Origin of the sequence: Candidatus Acetatifactor stercoripullorum, from assembly GCF_944382095.1 — a bacterium.
Classification (GTDB): domain Bacteria; phylum Bacillota; class Clostridia; order Lachnospirales; family Lachnospiraceae; genus Acetatifactor; species Acetatifactor stercoripullorum.
This window is the reverse complement of the sequence record NZ_CALWMU010000017.1, coordinates 1-17,659: the sequence shown is the minus strand read 5'-3', so window position 1 is coordinate 17,659 and position 17,659 is coordinate 1. Positions and strand designations below refer to the sequence as shown.

Annotated in this window: 17 protein-coding genes; 14 read left to right on the top strand and 3 right to left on the bottom strand. The window is 45.9% G+C overall.

Annotated elements, in window-relative coordinates:
* Positions 1 to 6: 6 nt before the first annotated feature.
* On the bottom strand, positions 7 to 1,767 hold the full coding sequence (locus SHK35_RS06755; protein WP_318709189.1) for a Cof-type HAD-IIB family hydrolase: 1,761 nt from the start codon (positions 1,765 to 1,767) through the stop codon (positions 7 to 9).
* A 6-nt stretch (positions 1,768 to 1,773) separates the two neighbouring features.
* The gene (locus SHK35_RS06750; protein WP_318709188.1) at positions 1,774 to 3,411 is read right to left on the bottom strand and encodes an ABC-F family ATP-binding cassette domain-containing protein; all 1,638 of its coding nucleotides are present in this window, start codon (positions 3,409 to 3,411) and stop codon (positions 1,774 to 1,776) included.
* Between the two features lie 216 nt (positions 3,412 to 3,627).
* On the opposite strand from SHK35_RS06750, the gene SHK35_RS06745 reads away from it, so the two are divergent.
* From SHK35_RS06745 to SHK35_RS06735, 3 genes are all read left to right on the top strand, one after another.
* The gene (locus SHK35_RS06745; RefSeq protein WP_318709187.1) at positions 3,628 to 4,455 is read left to right on the top strand and encodes a glycerophosphodiester phosphodiesterase family protein; all 828 of its coding nucleotides are present in this window, start codon (positions 3,628 to 3,630) and stop codon (positions 4,453 to 4,455) included.
* A 225-nt stretch (positions 4,456 to 4,680) separates the two neighbouring features.
* A complete protein-coding gene (ppdK, locus tag SHK35_RS06740) occupies positions 4,681 to 7,311 on the top strand; it encodes a pyruvate, phosphate dikinase (RefSeq protein WP_318709186.1) in 2,631 nt (876 codons plus the stop codon).
* 154 nt (positions 7,312 to 7,465) lie between these two features.
* Positions 7,466 to 7,594 carry a hypothetical protein gene (locus tag SHK35_RS06735; RefSeq protein ID WP_318709185.1) on the top strand — a complete coding sequence of 43 codons (129 nt, stop codon included), beginning with the start codon at positions 7,466 to 7,468 and terminating at the stop codon, positions 7,592 to 7,594.
* A 192-nt stretch (positions 7,595 to 7,786) separates the two neighbouring features.
* Here the strand turns inward: SHK35_RS06735 and SHK35_RS06730 are convergent, their stop codons facing one another.
* Entirely contained in the window at positions 7,787 to 7,972 is a 186-nt protein-coding gene (locus SHK35_RS06730) for a hypothetical protein (RefSeq protein WP_318709184.1), read from the bottom strand.
* A gap of 91 nt (positions 7,973 to 8,063) precedes the next feature.
* Between SHK35_RS06730 and SHK35_RS06725 the strand changes: the two genes are divergently transcribed.
* The 11 genes from SHK35_RS06725 to SHK35_RS06675 all read left to right on the top strand — a co-directional run bounded on the left by SHK35_RS06725 (position 8,064) and on the right by SHK35_RS06675 (position 17,417).
* Positions 8,064 to 8,630: an ATP-binding protein gene (locus SHK35_RS06725; RefSeq protein WP_318709216.1), complete on the top strand. Its 567-nt coding sequence runs from the start codon at positions 8,064 to 8,066 to the stop codon at positions 8,628 to 8,630.
* 1 nt (position 8,631) lies between these two features.
* Entirely contained in the window at positions 8,632 to 9,732 is a 1,101-nt protein-coding gene (locus SHK35_RS06720) for a hypothetical protein (RefSeq protein ID WP_318709183.1), read from the top strand.
* Positions 9,707 to 10,093 (top strand): ASCH domain-containing protein, encoded by a 387-nt coding sequence (locus tag SHK35_RS06715; protein WP_318709182.1) that lies wholly within the window; start codon positions 9,707 to 9,709, stop codon positions 10,091 to 10,093. The genes SHK35_RS06720 and SHK35_RS06715 overlap by 26 nt, the downstream gene beginning before the upstream one ends.
* A 319-nt stretch (positions 10,094 to 10,412) precedes the next feature.
* A complete protein-coding gene (locus SHK35_RS06710; protein ID WP_318709181.1) occupies positions 10,413 to 12,164 on the top strand; it encodes an HAD-IC family P-type ATPase in 1,752 nt (583 codons plus the stop codon).
* Between the two features lie 124 nt (positions 12,165 to 12,288).
* Positions 12,289 to 12,636 (top strand): hypothetical protein, encoded by a 348-nt coding sequence (locus SHK35_RS06705; protein WP_318709180.1) that lies wholly within the window; start codon positions 12,289 to 12,291, stop codon positions 12,634 to 12,636.
* 31 nt (positions 12,637 to 12,667) lie between these two features.
* On the top strand, positions 12,668 to 14,104 hold the full coding sequence (locus SHK35_RS06700) for a HAMP domain-containing sensor histidine kinase (RefSeq protein ID WP_318709179.1): 1,437 nt from the start codon (positions 12,668 to 12,670) through the stop codon (positions 14,102 to 14,104).
* Positions 14,105 to 14,106: 2 nt separating this feature from the next.
* Positions 14,107 to 14,424 (top strand): DNA-binding response regulator, encoded by a 318-nt coding sequence (locus SHK35_RS14275; protein ID WP_318709178.1) that lies wholly within the window; start codon positions 14,107 to 14,109, stop codon positions 14,422 to 14,424.
* A gap of 227 nt (positions 14,425 to 14,651) precedes the next feature.
* Positions 14,652 to 15,980, top strand: coding sequence for an AAA family ATPase (locus tag SHK35_RS06690; RefSeq protein WP_318709177.1), 1,329 nt, complete (start codon positions 14,652 to 14,654; stop codon positions 15,978 to 15,980).
* 235 nt (positions 15,981 to 16,215) lie between these two features.
* Entirely contained in the window at positions 16,216 to 16,608 is a 393-nt protein-coding gene (locus tag SHK35_RS06685) for an RloB domain-containing protein (RefSeq protein WP_442867431.1), read from the top strand.
* Between the two features lie 71 nt (positions 16,609 to 16,679).
* The gene (locus tag SHK35_RS06680) at positions 16,680 to 17,186 is read left to right on the top strand and encodes a YkgJ family cysteine cluster protein (RefSeq protein ID WP_318709176.1); all 507 of its coding nucleotides are present in this window, start codon (positions 16,680 to 16,682) and stop codon (positions 17,184 to 17,186) included.
* Positions 17,187 to 17,189: 3 nt separating this feature from the next.
* Positions 17,190 to 17,417 (top strand): DUF7309 domain-containing protein, encoded by a 228-nt coding sequence (locus SHK35_RS06675; protein ID WP_318709175.1) that lies wholly within the window; start codon positions 17,190 to 17,192, stop codon positions 17,415 to 17,417.
* Positions 17,418 to 17,659 lie beyond the last annotated feature (242 nt).

Sequence of the window (17,659 nt, the reverse complement as noted above, 5' to 3'; positions counted from 1 at the left end):
CTTCAGCTATTGAAAGTATCGGTTCAGGATTTCCAACAGTCCATCATGATTATTGTCCGCCTGCGTGATTACGCGGGCGGCTTTTTTTGCCTGGGGGACGGCGTTTTTCATGGCGATGCCCGTCTGGGCGGCCAAAAGCATGGAAACGTCGTTTTCCTCATCCCCGGCGGCGAAGGTGTGGGAAAGGGGGGCGGGCAGATAAGCGCACACATGACGCAGTGCGTTTCCCTTGCCAGCCTGGGCGGGCAGAATCTCCAGATAGCGGGGATTGGAAAAAATCATTTGGAGACGGCCCTCAAAGCAGGGAAGCAGACTGTCCCGAAACTGCTTTAGGGCCTCATTGTCTGTCAGATGTATGACCTGAAGCTTCCAGGTGCCATAAGGAAGGGCCTGCGCCACATCAGGCACCCATTTTACGGGCATGGCAATCCGCCGTCTGTAATAGCGAAGCTCCGCGTTTTCCTGCCCATCCTCCTGAAAGCGGCAGAGGATTTCACTGTCCGTATAGCCGTGAATGTGAAGCCCGGCTTCCCCGGCTTTCTTTGTGATAAAAGCGATATCCTCCTGGGAGATGCGATGCTCTAAAACAGGCGTTTTTTTGCTGCAGTCGTAGACCAGGGCGCCGTTATAAGAAATTACCAAAAGATTGGGAATGAGAGGAACCCCGTCCTTTAAAAATCCCAGCTGGGAGCAGACAGAAAGGACGCTGGGAAGGGGTCTTCCCGTGGTGAGGATAAGACGGTGGCCCTTTTTGGTCATACCAAATAAGGCCTCCTTCATGGCCGGGGAGACCGTGCTGTCATCTAAAAGGAGCGTGCCGTCCAAATCTGTAAAGAGAAGATTTTTGCGGCATTCTTTTATGGCGCATAAAACGGTTTTGGGGATATAGAGACTGCCGTGGCCGCAGCCCAGATCAAGCCCCGGCTTATTGGCGCCGTGAAAGTCGGAGCCGCCGCTTATAAGGAGACGGTATTTGGACGCAAGAGCGCGTATTTTTCGCTCCATAGCCCCGTCATAGGTGCTGTAGATGGCCTCGATGCCCAAAAGCCCGGCCTCCTTAAGCTCTTTTATCAGCTTTTCCAGCCTGGAATCACTCATGGAATAAAGACCAGGATGGGCCAGAATGGGAATGCCGTCCGCCTTTAAGATCAGCTCCACCGCCTGAAAGGGCGTTACCTTTTCCCTGGGCACAAAATAAGGGCAGTCATCCCCCACATAGCGTTCAAAGGCCTCCTTTATGCTTTTTACATATCCGTGGCTTAACAGATATCGGGCATAATGGGCCCTTGTGATGACAGCCCCGGGAAATTCCAAAAGAAGCTTCTCGTAGGAAATCTGGATACCGGCCTGCTGTAAAAGAGAGCACATTTTCTGGTTTCTCAGGATTCTGGAATCCACAAAAGCCTGGAGCTTTTGCCCAAAGGCCTCATTCTTATAATCAATATACAGGCCTACCACATGGATGTCCTGGCCTTCATATTCCGTGGAAAATTCAATTCCGGGAATCACCTCGGGCACGCTGTCCGGACAGGCGTCTTTGGGGACCAAAGAGCCGTCCTGACAGCACGGACGCTCCCGCAGGCTTTGGGCGTAGGAGACTGCCTCATCCAGCCCCTCTGTGGTGTCGTGGTCTGTCAGGGCAAAGGCCTTAAGCCCCTTCTCCATGGCATAGTCCACCAGCTGTCTGGGGGAGAGGGTGCCGTCGGAACGGCTGGAATGTACATGCAGGTCTACCGGGGGTACGCCCCGGGATATAGAAGCCGTCATTTCTTATCAGTCCTCGTCATCTTCCTTGTTTGCAGTGAAAACGGTGCGCTTTCTTGCCATCTCATCGTTTGCCAGGTACTCGTCGTAGGTTGTGATCTTGTCTATCAGACCGCCTCCCGGAAGCAGCTCCATGATACGGTTTGCAGTAGTCTGCACAAACTGGTGGTCATGGCAGGCAAACAGCGCAACGCCGGGGAATTTGATAAGTCCGTTGTTCAATGCGGTGATGGACTCCATATCCAGATGGTTGGTGGGCTCGTCTAAAATCAGGCAGTTTGCCCCGCTGATCATCATTTTGGAAAGCAGGCAGCGCACCTTCTCCCCTCCAGAGAGCACACGCACCTTTTTTACGCCGTCCTCGCCCGCAAAAAGCATACGGCCCAGAAACCCTCTCACATAGGTCACATCCTTGATGGGAGAGTAGCCGGTAAGCCAGTCCACAATGGTCAGGTCGTTGTCAAATTCCTGTGTGCTGTCTTTGGGGAAGTATGCCTGGGAGGTAGTGACGCCCCATTTGTAGGTCCCCTCATCCGGCTCCAGCTCTCCTGCCAGAATCTGGAAAAGGGTGGTCTTTGCCAGCTCGTTGCTTCCCACAAAAGCAATTTTGTCATCATGTCCCACCACAAAGGAGAGATCGTCTAACACCTTTTCTCCTCCGATGGTTTTGGAAAGATGCTCCACGGTGAGCACCTCGTTGCCGATCTCACGCTCCGGGCGGAAATCGATATAGGGATATTTTCTGCTGGAGGGCCGTATTTCATCCAGCTGGATTTTTTCAAGAGCTCTCTTTCTTGAGGTCGCCTGCTTGGATTTGGAAGCGTTTGCGGAGAAGCGGGAAATAAATTCCTGCAGCTCTTTGATTTTCTCTTCCTTTTTCTTGTTTGCTTCTTTCATCTGTCTGATCAGCAGCTGGCTGGACTCGTACCAGAAATCGTAATTTCCTGCGTAAAGCTGAATCTTTCCATAGTCGATATCCGCAATGTGGGTGCACACCTTGTTTAAGAAATAGCGGTCGTGGGACACTACGATCACGGTGTTTTCAAAATCAATCAAAAAGTCTTCCAGCCAGGCGATGGCGTCCAAATCCAGATGGTTGGTGGGCTCGTCTAAAAGCAGGATGTCGGGATTGCCAAAGAGCGCCTTTGCAAGCAGCACCTTGACCTTTAAGCTGCCGTCCAGATCCTGCATCAGGGAGGTGTGCAGTCCGCTGTCCACACCCAGTCCGTTTAAGAGCATGGCAGCGTTTGATTCAGCCTCCCAGCCGTCCATCTCCGCAAACTCGGCCTCCAGCTCGCTGGCGCGGATGCCGTCCTCGTCGGTGAAATCCTCCTTGGCGTAAATGGCGTCCTTCTCCTTCATGATCTGGTAGAGACGCTCATTGCCCATAATAACGGTATCTAAAACCACATTGCTGTCATATTTAAAGTGATCCTGCTCCAGCACCGACAGACGCTGGCCGGGGGTGATGGTCACGTCTCCCTTTGTGGTCTCAAGCTGGCCGGAGAGAATCTTTAAAAAGGTGGACTTTCCGGCGCCGTTTGCGCCGATTAAGCCGTAGCAGTTTCCCTCTGTAAATTTAATATTCACGTCCTCAAATAACGCTTTTTTTCCGATACGTAACGTTACATTGTTTGCACTGATCATTTTTTTAAACCTTTCTTGCTGTTTCTTGACTTTAAATTACGGTAAAAGGGCAGAAAAAATCCACCGCTTCTTATTTTACAGGAAACGCCGGAAAATGCAAGCAAAATTGTTGTCTGCAGCAGCTGCCTGCCGCGTTGACATCGGGGGTAAATTGCATTACAATTTCTTGTGGGAGACATTTGATTAAGATACGGAAGAAGAGGAAAGAATAATACTATGGCGATGCTGGGAGTGATAGGTGTTTTGCTGCTTGCAGCGGCACTGTATTTTTGGATGATTATGCCGCGGGTAAACCACAGGCCGGATATGACGTATTTCAAAGAATGGATGTACGCCCACAGGGGACTGCATGACAACGGCTCGGAGGCTCCTGAAAATTCCATGAGGGCCTTCCAAAAGGCGGTAGAAGCCGGGTTTGGGATAGAATTGGATATTCAACTGTCAAAGGACGGGGTTGTGGTGGTGTTCCATGATTTTACCCTGAAAAGGGCATGCGGCCGCCCAGGAAAGGTGGGGGACTATACCTGGAAGGAGCTTCAGGAATTTTCCCTGTTTGGCTCGGGGGAACGTATTCCCCGGCTTGAGGACGTGCTTAAAATGGTGGCTGGAAGGGTTCCGCTGATTGTGGAATTTAAGATTGAGCGGACGAATCTTTCCCTGTGTCCGGCGGCGGATCGGCTGCTTCGGGACTATGGGGGCAGCTACTGTATGGAATCCTTTAATCCGCTGGCAGTCTGGTGGTACCGCCGCAACCACAGAGATATTGTGAGAGGACAGCTTTCCGATGGATTTCTGCGGGAAAAAGAATACAGAGGACTTTTAGGGTTTCTGCTGCAGAACCTATGCTTAAACTGGCTGGGCAGGCCTGATTTTATCGCATACAATCACAAATATCCGAATATCCTGTCCAGAAAGCTCTGCAGAGAGCTGTATAAATCTACTGCGGCGGCCTGGACCATCAAAAGCAGAGAGCAGTTAGCCCGGGCAAAGAAAAATTTTGATCTGTTTATTTTTGACAGCTTTGTTCCAAACGTTAAAATGTAAATGCTTACATTTGTGTGAAGTTACAAATGTAAGCATTTACATAGGTAATTAGTACTAGACTTAATAAACAAAATATAACATTATATTTTGTGCGGATTGCACGAAAATTTATAGTATGTCAAAAAATTATCAAATTTTTCTTGATATTCTATTGGTAGATTGTTACAATATCCAAGGTACTTAAATGTTAGTATAGGTCACTAATTAAAAAGGGAGACAAAAAGCATGAAGAAATGGGTCTACAAATTCAAAGAGGGAAATGCCGACATGAGGAATCTTCTCGGAGGCAAGGGAGCTAACCTTGCGGAGATGACCAATCTCGGGCTGCCTATCCCTCAGGGCTTTACTGTAACGACAGAGGCTTGTACGGATTATTACGAAAACGGAAAGCAGATTTCCGATGAAATTAAGGAGCAGATTTTTCAGAACCTGGCTGATCTGGAGGCGTTAATGGGGAAGAAATTCGGCGATACCGAAGATCCCCTGCTTGTTTCGGTTCGTTCCGGCGCAAGAGCTTCCATGCCCGGTATGATGGACACAATTTTGAATCTGGGACTGAATGATGTAGCTGTGGAGGGATTCGCCAAAAAGACGGGAAATCCCAGATTTGCATATGATTCCTACCGCCGTTTCATTCAGATGTATTCCGATGTGGTAATGGAGGTTCCCAAGTCCTTCTTTGAGAAGATCATCGATGAGATGAAGGAGGAGAAGGGCGTTCATTTTGACACAGAGCTGACGGCGGATGATCTGAAGGTTCTGGCTGATAAATTCAAGGCAGTGTATAAAGAGGCCATGAAGGGAGAGGAATTCCCTCAGGATCCCAGAGAACAGCTGATGGGCGCGGTAAAGGCCGTGTTCCGTTCCTGGGATAATCCCCGCGCCATTGTATACAGACGTATGAATGACATTCCCGGAGACTGGGGCACTGCTGTAAACGTACAGTGCATGGTATTCGGCAACAAGGGCGAAACCTCCGGAACAGGCGTGGCCTTTACCCGTAACCCTGCAACCGGCGCAAAGGGAATTTTCGGAGAATATCTGATCAACGCTCAGGGTGAGGATGTTGTAGCAGGTGTCCGTACACCTCAGCCTATCACCCAGCTGGAGAAGGATCTTCCTGAATGCTACAAGCAGTTTATGGAGCTGGCAAACAAGCTTGAAAATCATTATCGCGATATGCAGGATATGGAGTTTACCATTGAGGAGGGCAAGCTTTACTTCCTGCAGACCAGAAACGGCAAGAGAACCGCTGCAGCTGCAATCAACATTGCATGCGATCTGGTGGATGAGGGCATGATCACTCCTGAGGAGGCAGTATGCCGTATTGAGGCAAAATCCCTGGATCAGCTGCTGCACCCTACCTTTGACGCGGATGCGCTGAAGGCAGGCGAGGTGATCGGCAGTGCGCTTCCCGCTTCCCCAGGCGCAGCAGCAGGCAAGGTGTACTTTACCGCAGAGGATGCAAAGGCGGCAGGTAAGGGCGGCAGAGGCGAAAGAGTGATTCTTGTGCGTCTGGAGACCTCACCTGAGGACATTGAAGGTATGCACGCAGCTGAAGGCATTTTGACCGTGCGCGGCGGCATGACCTCCCATGCGGCAGTGGTTGCCCGCGGCATGGGAACCTGCTGTGTATCCGGATGTGGAGACATTAAAATTGATGAAGAAGCAAAGGTATTTTCACTTGGCGGATATGAATTCCACGAGGGAGATTATATCTCTCTGGACGGCAGCACCGGCAAGATTTACAAGGGAGATATCAAGACCGTGGAGGCATCCGTAGGAGGCAACTTCGGCCGTATCATGGCTTGGGCGGATCAGTTCAGAAAGCTTCAGGTGCGCACCAACGCAGACACTCCGGCAGATACTGAAAATGCTGTGAAGCTGGGTGCGGAGGGCATCGGCCTTTGCCGTACGGAGCATATGTTCTTCGGTGAGGAGAGAATTCCCAAGATCCGCAAAATGATTCTGTCCGACACCGTTGAGCAGAGAGAGGCAGCTTTGAATGAGCTGATCGTATTCCAGAAGGCTGACTTTAAGGCTATGTATGAGGTGCTGGAAGGAAAGCCCATGACTGTCCGTTATCTGGATCCGCCTCTTCATGAGTTTGTTCCCACTGAAGATGCAGACATCGCTGCATTGGCGGAGGATATGGGCCTGACTGTGGCTGAGGTAAAGGCAAAATGTGATTCCCTCCATGAGTTTAACCCTATGATGGGACACAGAGGCTGCCGTCTTGCAGTTACCTATCCTGAAATTGCAAAGATGCAGACCAGAGCCGTTATGGAGGCGGCCATCGAGGTGAAGAATGAGAAGGGCTACGACATCGTTCCCGAGATTATGATCCCTCTGGTAGGAGAGAAAAAAGAGCTGAAATTTGTGAAGGATATTGTGGTGGAGACCGCTGAGCAGGTAAAGAAGGAGAAAAACTCCGATATACAGTACCATATCGGTACCATGATTGAGATTCCCCGTGCAGCCCTCACTGCAGACGCTATCGCAGAAGAGGCAGAATTCTTCTCCTTTGGTACAAACGACCTGACTCAGATGACCTTCGGCTTCTCCCGTGATGACGCAGGCAAGTTCCTGGATGCTTACTACCAGGCTAAGATTTATGAGTCCGATCCTTTCGCAAGACTGGATCAGACCGGCGTTGGACAGCTGGTGCAGATGGCAGTGGAGAAGGGACGCAAGACCCGCCCTGAATTAAAGTGCGGCATCTGCGGCGAGCACGGCGGAGATCCTTCTTCCGTGGAATTCTGCCATAAGATTGGACTCAATTATGTGTCCTGTTCACCTTTCCGTGTGCCTATTGCGAGACTGGCAGCGGCACAGGCGGCGATTAATAACAAATAAGATAAGCGGACTGAATAAAAATGTGCGCCCAGGGCGCACTGAAAAAGGAGGGGCTGCCGCATCTATGATTTTCTAATCATTGATGCGACAGCCCCTCCTGTGGTTCTATTTTACTTGTCTACTTGATAAGGGGCTGATCAGGAGGCTGAACAATATGGGCTCTCCCGTTTTTTTCAAGACCACCATAGTTACACAGGATGAGGAACGGGCATGGTTCAAGACTCACCCGCAGTGGTCGAAATCCAATAAGTATGAAGAGCTGGAGGTAATGATTTATATATAAGACGAAAGAGGACTTAAGAGGAAGGAATGCGCAGAGCCAACCCTTTCTCTTAAGTCTGACATCTGGTTATTTTTCTTGGAAAATCATTTCTTTTACGTCTGAAAACGGCTGACTTCCAAAAAGCAGCTCCACACAGTCAGAAAAGCCGAGCAGATAGGCAAGCACCCCATACCGGGAGCTAAGAGCATTCTGTTAGCTGATGTAACGGTCAATGAACAGCCGGACTTCTTTTGGCAGGTGCAAGGCATCCAGCCTGCCAGAATATTTATCGGAATTGCGGCTTATCTCCTGATATTCCTTATCCCGGTTTGTAATCTCATTCATGATACCGTTCATCCGAATGTCCATTAACTGGTACAAAACTGAGTTACTGTCCATGTAATCCCTCCTTCCGTGTTGTCGTATATTGACTCTGAATTTGGAAACTATCAAGCGGAAAAAAGAATTTAAGGATAATGCATTGAAAAAAATGGATAATTATGATAAAATCCAAACAAATGTACGAGGGGTGATGCTTGTGATTTTTGTTAGTGGAATACATGGAGTAGGTAAAACATATTTTTGTAATCTTGTTAGAGAAAAAATCAACATTCAAAGTTATTCGGCCAGTCAGTTGATTGCTACTAAACGGAACAAGATATTTTCAGCGGATAAACTCGTATCGGATATTTATGATAATCAGACATTGCTTGTAGAAGCGATTAAGGAATTAAGGGAGAGAGAAGAATTCATCTTGGACGGTCATTTTTGTTTGCTTAACGAATTAGGGAAAATTACAAGAATACCTTCTGATACATATACTTTATTGAAACCAGATGTAATGATTCTATTAACGGAACAACCAGAGATTATAGCTGACCGAAGATTTCAAAGAGACGGAGTTTATCAGGAAACATCAGACATAAGCGCATTTCAGGAAGAAGAGAAGAAGTATGCCGAAGAAATTGCAGAAAAACTTGGTATTCCATTAGTAGTATCACATGGTGCAGATGATTTAAATAGAATTGTGGAGTTTATAAGGGGAGGATTATATTAATATGGCTGGAAAATTCGTGTTAAAGAAATTTGCTAATATTGATCTTAATGATGCTTTTTTCGATTCTTTAAAAAACGATTATCCTGGAACAGCAAGTAGTACAGGATTTGTTGATTGGTTTAGGAAAAAATCTACAGATGGAGCGACAGCCCTTGTTTTTGAAGATGAGATAGGCGTTGGGGCGTTTGTTGTATTGAAAGAAGAGGAAGAAGAAATTAAATTGCAGGATTGTATACTGCCCATTAAGAAACGTCTTAAAATAAGTACATTTCGTATTGCTGAAAGATATCGCAGACAACGCATTGGTGAGGGTGCTATAGGTTTATTGCTTTGGAAATGGCAGAAAACTATAGCAGAGGAAGTCTATGTGACTGTTTTTGATAAACATGACACCCTTATTTCACAATTCGAGCGGTTTGGATTTCAAAAGAAAGGGATTAATCTGAATGGAGAGAACATCCTGATAAAAAGTCGAAGGCAGATTGATTTCAGTGATTCGTATATGTCTTTTCCGTTTATTAAGGATGGCTTTGATTACGCAGGTTATATTATCATTGATGACAACTATCACGATACAATGTTTGCATATTCTGAGCTTGCAAATACAGCAACCTTACAAACAAAAGTCAGTAGTAGTGTGAGTAACGGATTAAGTAAAATCTATGTAGGGCAGGCCGCTAGAATACATCATAAAATAGGAGAACCAGTACTTGTTTATCGTCGTTACACACAAGGGAATGGAAAACGGTATCGTTCTTGTGTGACATCTTTCTGCATTGTGACAGATGTAATTCAAGCAAAGGCAAATAATCGTTATTTAATGACTTTTGAGGAATTGAAATCCCATATTGGAAATAAATCAGTATTTAATGAGAATGAGCTAAGGAGTCAGTATACAAGTTTTAAAAATATGACGATTGTTGAGTTGCTATATTATGGTTATTTTGGTGCTGGAAATAATGTAAATATGGATTGGCTGGATAATAATGGATTTTGGGCAAGAGAGAATCAGTATCCGACAGAAGTTCGACTGACATCAGAGCAGTTCAAAAGAGTATTAATGGAGGGAAATATCAATGTGTCAAATGTTGTTATCAATTAACCCAGAGTATGTTGCGAGTATTCTTCAAGGCAAGAAATTATATGAATACCGTAAATTCCGTTGCCGCAATGATGTGGATAAGATTATTATATATGCAACAGCTCCGCAGAAACAGGTCGTGGGAGAAGCTGAGATAGGTGACATTGTAGAGGATGATATTTTAACTGTCTGGCATCAGACAAAAGAATATTCCGGTATCACATATAAGTTTTTCCGACAGTATTATAAGGGGAAAAAGAAGGCTGTAGCATATCAGCTTAAGAATTTGGTTATTTATGACGAACCTTTGACATTGGAAGATATAGGTATTTCTTGTGCACCACAGTCTTATCGGTATGTGTCTATGGCTACTCAAGTGTAAACTATGTTTGATGTTCTATAGGGACAAAATCGGATATGAAATGTGCAAGGGTTGGCGGGGTAAGCGGCTTTATCCCGGGGTAATTACTCCTGTCGATCACGTTACCGCACAGGCGGCGATTAATAACAAATAAGATAAGCGGACTGAATAAAAATGTGCGCCCAGGGCGCACTGAAAAAGGAACCCGGCGTATGCTTGCATACGCCGGGTTCCTTTTGATGGGGCGTGTTTAAAGATTGTTTAACAAATAGCAGCAGAATATTTAGCTGTCCGTGCTACCCTTTGGTATAAAAAAGAGGAGCAGGAGGCAAAAAAGAGAATGAAAACACAAACCAAAGGAATCACAAAGAGCAAGGGACAGATTATCCGGGAAAATGTATTTACCCTGTTTAATTTCCTGAATTTTGTAATAGCGGCACTTCTCTTTGCGGTGGGCGCTTATTCTAATATGCTGTTTATTATAATTATCATTTTAAATATTGTGATCGGCATTGCCCAGGAAATGAAGGCAAAAAGACTGGTGGATCAGCTTTCTCTATTGAACCGTCCGCAGGTCCGCGTCCGCAGAGACGATCAGGAAATGCTTGTGGAGCTGGAGGAGGTGGTAAAGGACGATCTGATGGTGCTGGAGAGCGGAAACCAGATTTGCAATGACGCCGTTGTGACAGAAGGCATGGTGGAGGTCAATGAGTCTTTGCTTACCGGGGAGAGCGACGCAGTGGTGAAGGAAAAAGATGCAAGACTTTTTTCCGGAAGCTTTGTGGTGGCGGGAAAGGCATACGCAAGGGTAATCCATGTGGGAAATGAGAATTACGTCACAAAGCTGGCGAATGAAGTAAAGACGCAAAAACAGGTGCAGTCAGAGCTTCTGGGTTCTATGCGTAGGGTGACGCGATTTACCAGCCTTTTAATCATTCCGCTGGGAGTTTTGCTGTTTCTGGAAGCATATTTTCTTCGTCACACGCCGTTTGAGGGAGCGGTGGTATCCTCCGCGGCGGCACTTCTTGGGATGCTGCCCAAGGGACTTGTGCTTTTGATTTCCGTTTCTCTGGCGGCGGGAGTGATCCGGCTGGCGAAAATGAAAATCCTTGTACAGAATATCTATTCCCTGGAAACGCTGGCACATGTGGACACTCTCTGCCTGGATAAGACAGGAACCATCACGGATGGAAATTTGAAGGTCCGTTCCGTGGTTTCCATGACAGATTTTTCTAGACAGGAGGCCAAAAGACTGGTGGACTCTTATATGGCGTGCTGCGAAGACAATAATGCCACATTTCGCGCACTGAAGGAGGCATTTCCGGAGGAGACGTCTTATGAGCCTGTTTTCAGGGTTCCTTTTTCCTCCAGGAGAAAATGGGGCAGCATAAGCTTCCGGGGAGGCGGCACAGTGTTTGTGGGAGCGCCGGAGAAGCTTCTTAAGAGCCTGCCCGGAGAGCTGGAGCAGGAACTGGAAAGGGGACGCAGGCTGATCGTCATTGGCCATACGGCAAAGGTATGGGAAGACGACTCCAAGCTGCCGGAGGAGATCAGGCCTCTTTACGGTGTGGTTCTGGAGGATGCCCTGCGTCCCCATGCCAAAGAAACGCTTGACTTTTTCAGAAAAGAAGGAGTGGAGGTGAAGATGATTTCCGGCGACCATGTGACAACGGTATCCCAGATCGCCAGACGGGCGGGTCTTCACAGATGGGCGGATGCGGTTGACTTGTCGGAGCTTGGAGATAAGATTGATTATGACAGCCTCTGTGAGAAATATGCGGTATTTGCAAGAGTGACGCCGAAACAGAAGCAGGAGCTGGTAAAGGCGCTGAAACGAAAAGGGCGTCAGGTGGCCATGACCGGGGGCGGCGTCAATGATCTGCTGGCACTGCGCGAGGCGGACTGCTCCATCGCGGTTGCAGACGGCAGCGATGCCAGCCGCCAGATTTCCCAGATAGTGCTGCTTGATTCGGATTTCACAAATCTACCCCAGGTGGTCATGGAAGGAAGAAAAGTGATTCACAATGTAACAAGGACGGCGCAGGTGTTTTTCATCAAGACCATTTATTCCCATACAGATCACGTTGATTGACGCCTGTGTTGAGGCGTATCCGTCCTTTATAACCATTTTGGAATCGGATACAAGCCGGATACGGGGGAGGTTTCTCTCTACGGCGCTGAAACATGCGGCTCCTTTTGGGGCGGCGGTTACGATAATGATTGCTCTGACGAATCTCCTTGCACCCTTTTCCGAGCCGGAGCGGAGGACGGTGATGTATCTTCTGCTGATTTTGATCTCCATGTGCGCAGTGGTAAAAAGCTGCATACCCTTTGATCTGCTCAGGGCCTTTCTCTGTGTCACCATGTTTTTGGGAACCTTTGGCGCGCTTGCGCTTCTGCCGTCTCTATTTGAAGTTGTGGGCGTTTCCGCAGCCATGGGCGGCTATATTCTCATAGGGTTTGTTCTGTCCGTTTTCTTTATTTTCCTCTGGGAGCTTGTGGGCAGCAGAGTGAATGAGCGTAAGAAAAGGGATGGAAAACCAAGAGCTCTGCGCTATGATTAGAAGCAGAGAGAAAAAGAAAAGAGGCAAAAGGATGTCTTTCAAGAAGCGGATGTTTCGTTCCAATATGATGATTTTGTTTACAGCGCTGCTTTCTCTGATGCTGATTTTATTGCTTGTTTTGATTTTATTTGAGGATTCTCTGGAGAATCAGGTTTATGCCATCAGCCAGACCAGAATAGAGTCCCATGTAGGAGAGGTAGTGCGGCTGATGGCATCCGATGATATGCAGAGTGCAGAGAAGCTCAGGGAAAGCGTGGAACAGTGGGGTTACCGGACGGCGGTTATAGCCCATGGCAAAGTGGTGTCCGGAGACGGCGGTGAACAGATGATGGATTTGGTCGAATTTTTTCAGGAAGAGGATGATAAAACAGGGGGGGCAGACATTTTTTCTTTTCAGAAGGCCACGGTGGCAGGAAAGTATCTTGCAGACCAGGACGCCTACCTGGTGGCTGCGTATTTTCCCCGGGAAAACTGGCTTGTCTCATCGCTGAATCATTCCTTTTATGTTTTCCTGCGGGCGGTGCTGCTTGCGGGGACGGGAGCCATTGCGTTTTTATTGTTTTTGGCTTCCTTTTTTACCCGCAGGATGAATCGGGTGATTATGGAACCCATTGAACTGCTTGTGAAGGGGGCGAAGCGGATTGAGAACGGAAATCTCAGGGAAAGGATCGACTACCGTGGAGAGGCGGAGTTTGAACAGGTCTGTCAGGCCTTTAACGATATGCAGGATACCATACTGCGGGATCAAGAGCAGAGAGAAAGGACGGAAAAGGCAAGGACTGATATGGTAACGGGAATTTCTCATGATCTCAGGACGCCTTTGACTTCCATACAGGGTTATGTAAAGGGTGTTTTGGACGGAGTAGCGGACACTGAGGAAAAAAAGAGGATGTATCTGAAAACGGCATATGAATCCACGGAAGAGATGAATATTCTCCTTCAGAAGCTTTTTGATTTCTCACGCATGGAAAGCGGTCAAATGCCATTCCATATGGTGAAAGCGGACCTGGGGGAATATGTGGCGGCGTATGCGGCGCAAAAGGAAGCTGTTGCGGACCCTGGCTCACTGCAGCTTCGTCTGCACAGAAGCACAGAGTATATGACGGAAATCTCTCTGGATGTGGAGCAGGTGCGGAGAATTTTAGATAATTTTCTGGAAAACAGCATGAAATATGCCAAAGCTGTTCCGGTTTTGGTGGACATTTCCCTGGAGGAGACAACGGAGTGGGTCTGTCTTGTCTGGAAGGACAACGGAGTGGGTGTGCCAGAGGAGAAGCTGGGACGAATCTTTGACCGGTTTTACCGCTGCGACGAGGCCAGAAGGGAAAAGGGCAGCGGCGTGGGGCTTTATATCGTAAAATATATCATGGAACGGCATAACGGAACTGTAAGGGCGGAAAATGCAGGAGGTCTGAAAATCAGCCTGTATTTTCCAAAAAAGGGTAAAGAGATGCAGACGGGAGGGTGAAGATGGAAAAGATATTGATTGTGGAGGACGACAGGAAGATCGCGGAATTGGAGAGGGATTATCTGGAGAGCAACGGGTATGAGACGGTTCTTTTGGAGGGAAACGCAGAATTGAAGCTGCCGAACCGGGAATTTGAACTGCTTTGCTTTCTGGCGCAGAATCCCAATATTGTTTTTTCAAAAGAAAAATTATTTGAAAGAATATGGGGATTTGATTATGTGTCTGATGCCGCAACGGTATCTGTCCACATTAACCGGCTTCGGGAAAAAATCGAGGACGACCCGCGGAATCCGAAAATAATTGAAACGGTATGGGGGTAGGCTATCGTCTGAATCCGCAGCCGGACCTGGAATAAAAAGATTTCAGTAATTGCGAAACAAACGGCAAAGTCAAGAAAACGGGGAGCGAGTTTCGTATGAAACCAGGATGTCAATATCTATTTTGCAAAAATACTGCAAAATAAGAATATAAAAATTGAAATTTGGAGAGAATAAGCATATAATAAGAATGTGATTTTGCAAATATTTTGCAGAATGGAGGAAATGATATGCTGCTTGAATTTAGAACTAAGAATTATAAATCTTTTGTAGAGGAAGCAAGACTCTCTATGATAGCTGCTCCTAAGCAGTCAGGGCTGGACTACAGTCTGATGAAAGTGAAGGTAAAAGACAAGGACATAAAAGGATTGTGTTCTTCTGTGATTTATGGTCCTAATGCAGCAGGAAAGACGAATATCATCGGTGCAATGGATGTAATGAGGGCTATTGTTCTGCGTGGAAATGTCAGGAATGCTGAGGAAAATCCCACTCCGAATGCGGCAGCTTGTGCATTAGAACTGATCCCGAATAATAAATTGACATCTCCGAAACCGGTAGAATTTTCTGTGGACTTTTTTGAGAACGATTTAAGAATTCAGTATAGTATCTCACTGGATTTAGGCTTGTTTTTAGATGAGGAGTATGAGAGACATATTCTTTCTGAGACACTGAACGTTAACGGTGACATGGTTTTTGATAGGAAGGATACGCTTGTTCTTGGAAATCTGAATGTGATCCGGAAATACCTGTTGGATGTGCCGGAAGATAACAGGGAGAAAGCAGGGGAAATTGCCAAGTACAGTATCACAAGGGATGAACTGTTTTTGACCAATGGCTTTAAGCTGATTTACGCACCAAGATTTACGAAATTGGTGGTGGATTGGTTCAGTAACAAATTTATGGTTATTTATCGTGCAGATTCCATGCAGTTGATTAAGCGTTTTTCTGATACACAGAAAAAGACGGTTTATGTGGAACGGACAACGGATCAGGCTGCGAAGCTTTTTGGAATTAATTCCAATGCAGTAGGATATATGGTAAAAGGGGATGAACCGGAGGCAAAATTATTTTCTATCTTTAAGGATGTAAAAGGGAAAGAGAGCGCTGCCATTGCTGCAGAAATATTTGAATCCTATGGCACCATTCGATTCATCAATATGTTCCCATTGGTTATTCGAGCTATACAGACTGGAGGTACTTTGGTGGTGGATGAATTTGACGCTTCCATACATCCCATGGCGCTTATGAGCATTATCAATGTTTTTCATAATGATGATATAAATATTCATCATGCGCAGTTGATTTTCAATACCCATAATCCGATTTTCCTGAATTCCAATCTTTTCAGAAGAGATGAAATCAAATTTGTGGAGCGAGATGATGACAGCCATTACAGTACGCTGTATGCTTTGTCTGACTTTGGAACCTCTGGAAAAAAGGGTGTGCGGAAACACGAAGATTATATGAGTAAATACTTTATCAGCCAGTATGGAGCAATTAAGGATATTGATTTTACACCAATCTTTGAAGATATTTTTGCAAGCGAGAGTGAGGTGTAAGTATGGTGAATCGTAAATTAACGAAAAAATATTATTTCAGTGTAGAGGGGGAAACGGAGCAATGGTATTTGAAGTGGCTGCAGGATAGATCAATGCCACGGAAGAATCAGAGTACAAAGTTTCCATCGACTGTCGCATACAGAAGAATCCGCTGAAACATGCGAAATCTCTGGCAATTACACAGAAGGTAGAGGTTTATCATTTTTTTGATTATGAGAGTGATGAAGAAATCCATGTGAAAGGTTTTCAAGATGCTTTGGCGAATATGAAAGAAGCACAAAACATCGGGAAACAGATTACATATAAGTCAGGGTACAGCAATTTTACCTTTGATTTGTGGATCGTACTACACATGATGGATTGCAATACCTCTTACTCCCATAGAAGACAATATGTGACACCTATCAACCAGGCTCTTGACGAACGATTTGAAAATATGGACGAGTTCAAAAAAGAGGCCAATTTTAAGCGTTGTCTGGGTAAGCTGCAGTTATCGAATGTTATTGATGCAGTAGAACGAGCGAAAAAGATTACCTGCATCAATATAAAGGATACCGCTATTATAAAGAAAATCCTTCTCTTATGGCTTGGGAAGCAATTGAAAAAATATTGGCAGACTGCAAACTGATATAATTGGAGCGGGCACCTTATGGTGTGATGTCGTGGGAAGAAATGGAAGATATAGGAGAGAGACGTTATATGATACATCCGGATAAAATAGGAGCAGAAGCTAAGAAAAAGGAAGATGAAAATTTTAAGTTTCGCAGTTACTTAAAAGGTCATGCAGATGAAGAAGAGTTAGACAATCAATTTGCACGTCTGCATAAGGAACTGTTTGCGGATTATGATTGCAGTAAATGCAGAAATTGCTGCAAGATGTACAAGGGCAGTATCCCGGAAGAGGATATAGAAAAAGATGCAGAATATTTAGGTGTTACGAAAGCTCAATTCATAGATTTCTTTTTGGAAAAGGAGGAGCATGGAATTGGGTATCAGACCAAACATAAGCCTTGTGATTTTCTGCAGGAAGATGGCAGTTGTAAGCTGGGAGATTGTAAGCCGGATAATTGTAAAAAGTATCCTTACACAGACCAGCCGGAAAGACTGTGGAGTCTGTTGGGGATGTTGGATACGATTACCATATGCCCGGTAGCGTTTGAGATATTTGAGAGACTGAAAAAAGAGTACGGATTTAGAAGGAGATAGGCAATGAGACAGGAAGCCTCCTTAGAGCAGTGGAAAATATTGTATGAGGCAGCAACAAGAATAAAGAAATTTAAGCCATGGGAAAAATTCTGGGATATGGATTTGATTGGAATCTGCAATGGTGATGAAGAAGATACAGTGTTTTACAGTATCATTGGCAGAGGTGGAGACTGTTATGGAATAGCGGCAGGGCTGGCTGTCCTTGTCTTGTTTTTAGTGCTTCTTTATTAACCATGAACATTGCTTTGGGAATGATCTTTCCGGCACTTTACAGAGCTTAGAGATTTTTGACGCTATACAGCACCCGCTATCCCGTGGTACAATGATAAGGAAAGCTGCCGGAAAATATTACATATCAGCAAAATATCGAGGGATATAATGAATGAACAAGAGGTACTAGTATATAATAAATTAAATAAATGACACATTTAATAAAATGTGGTATACTGAATTTATCATATGAAGAAATAGAG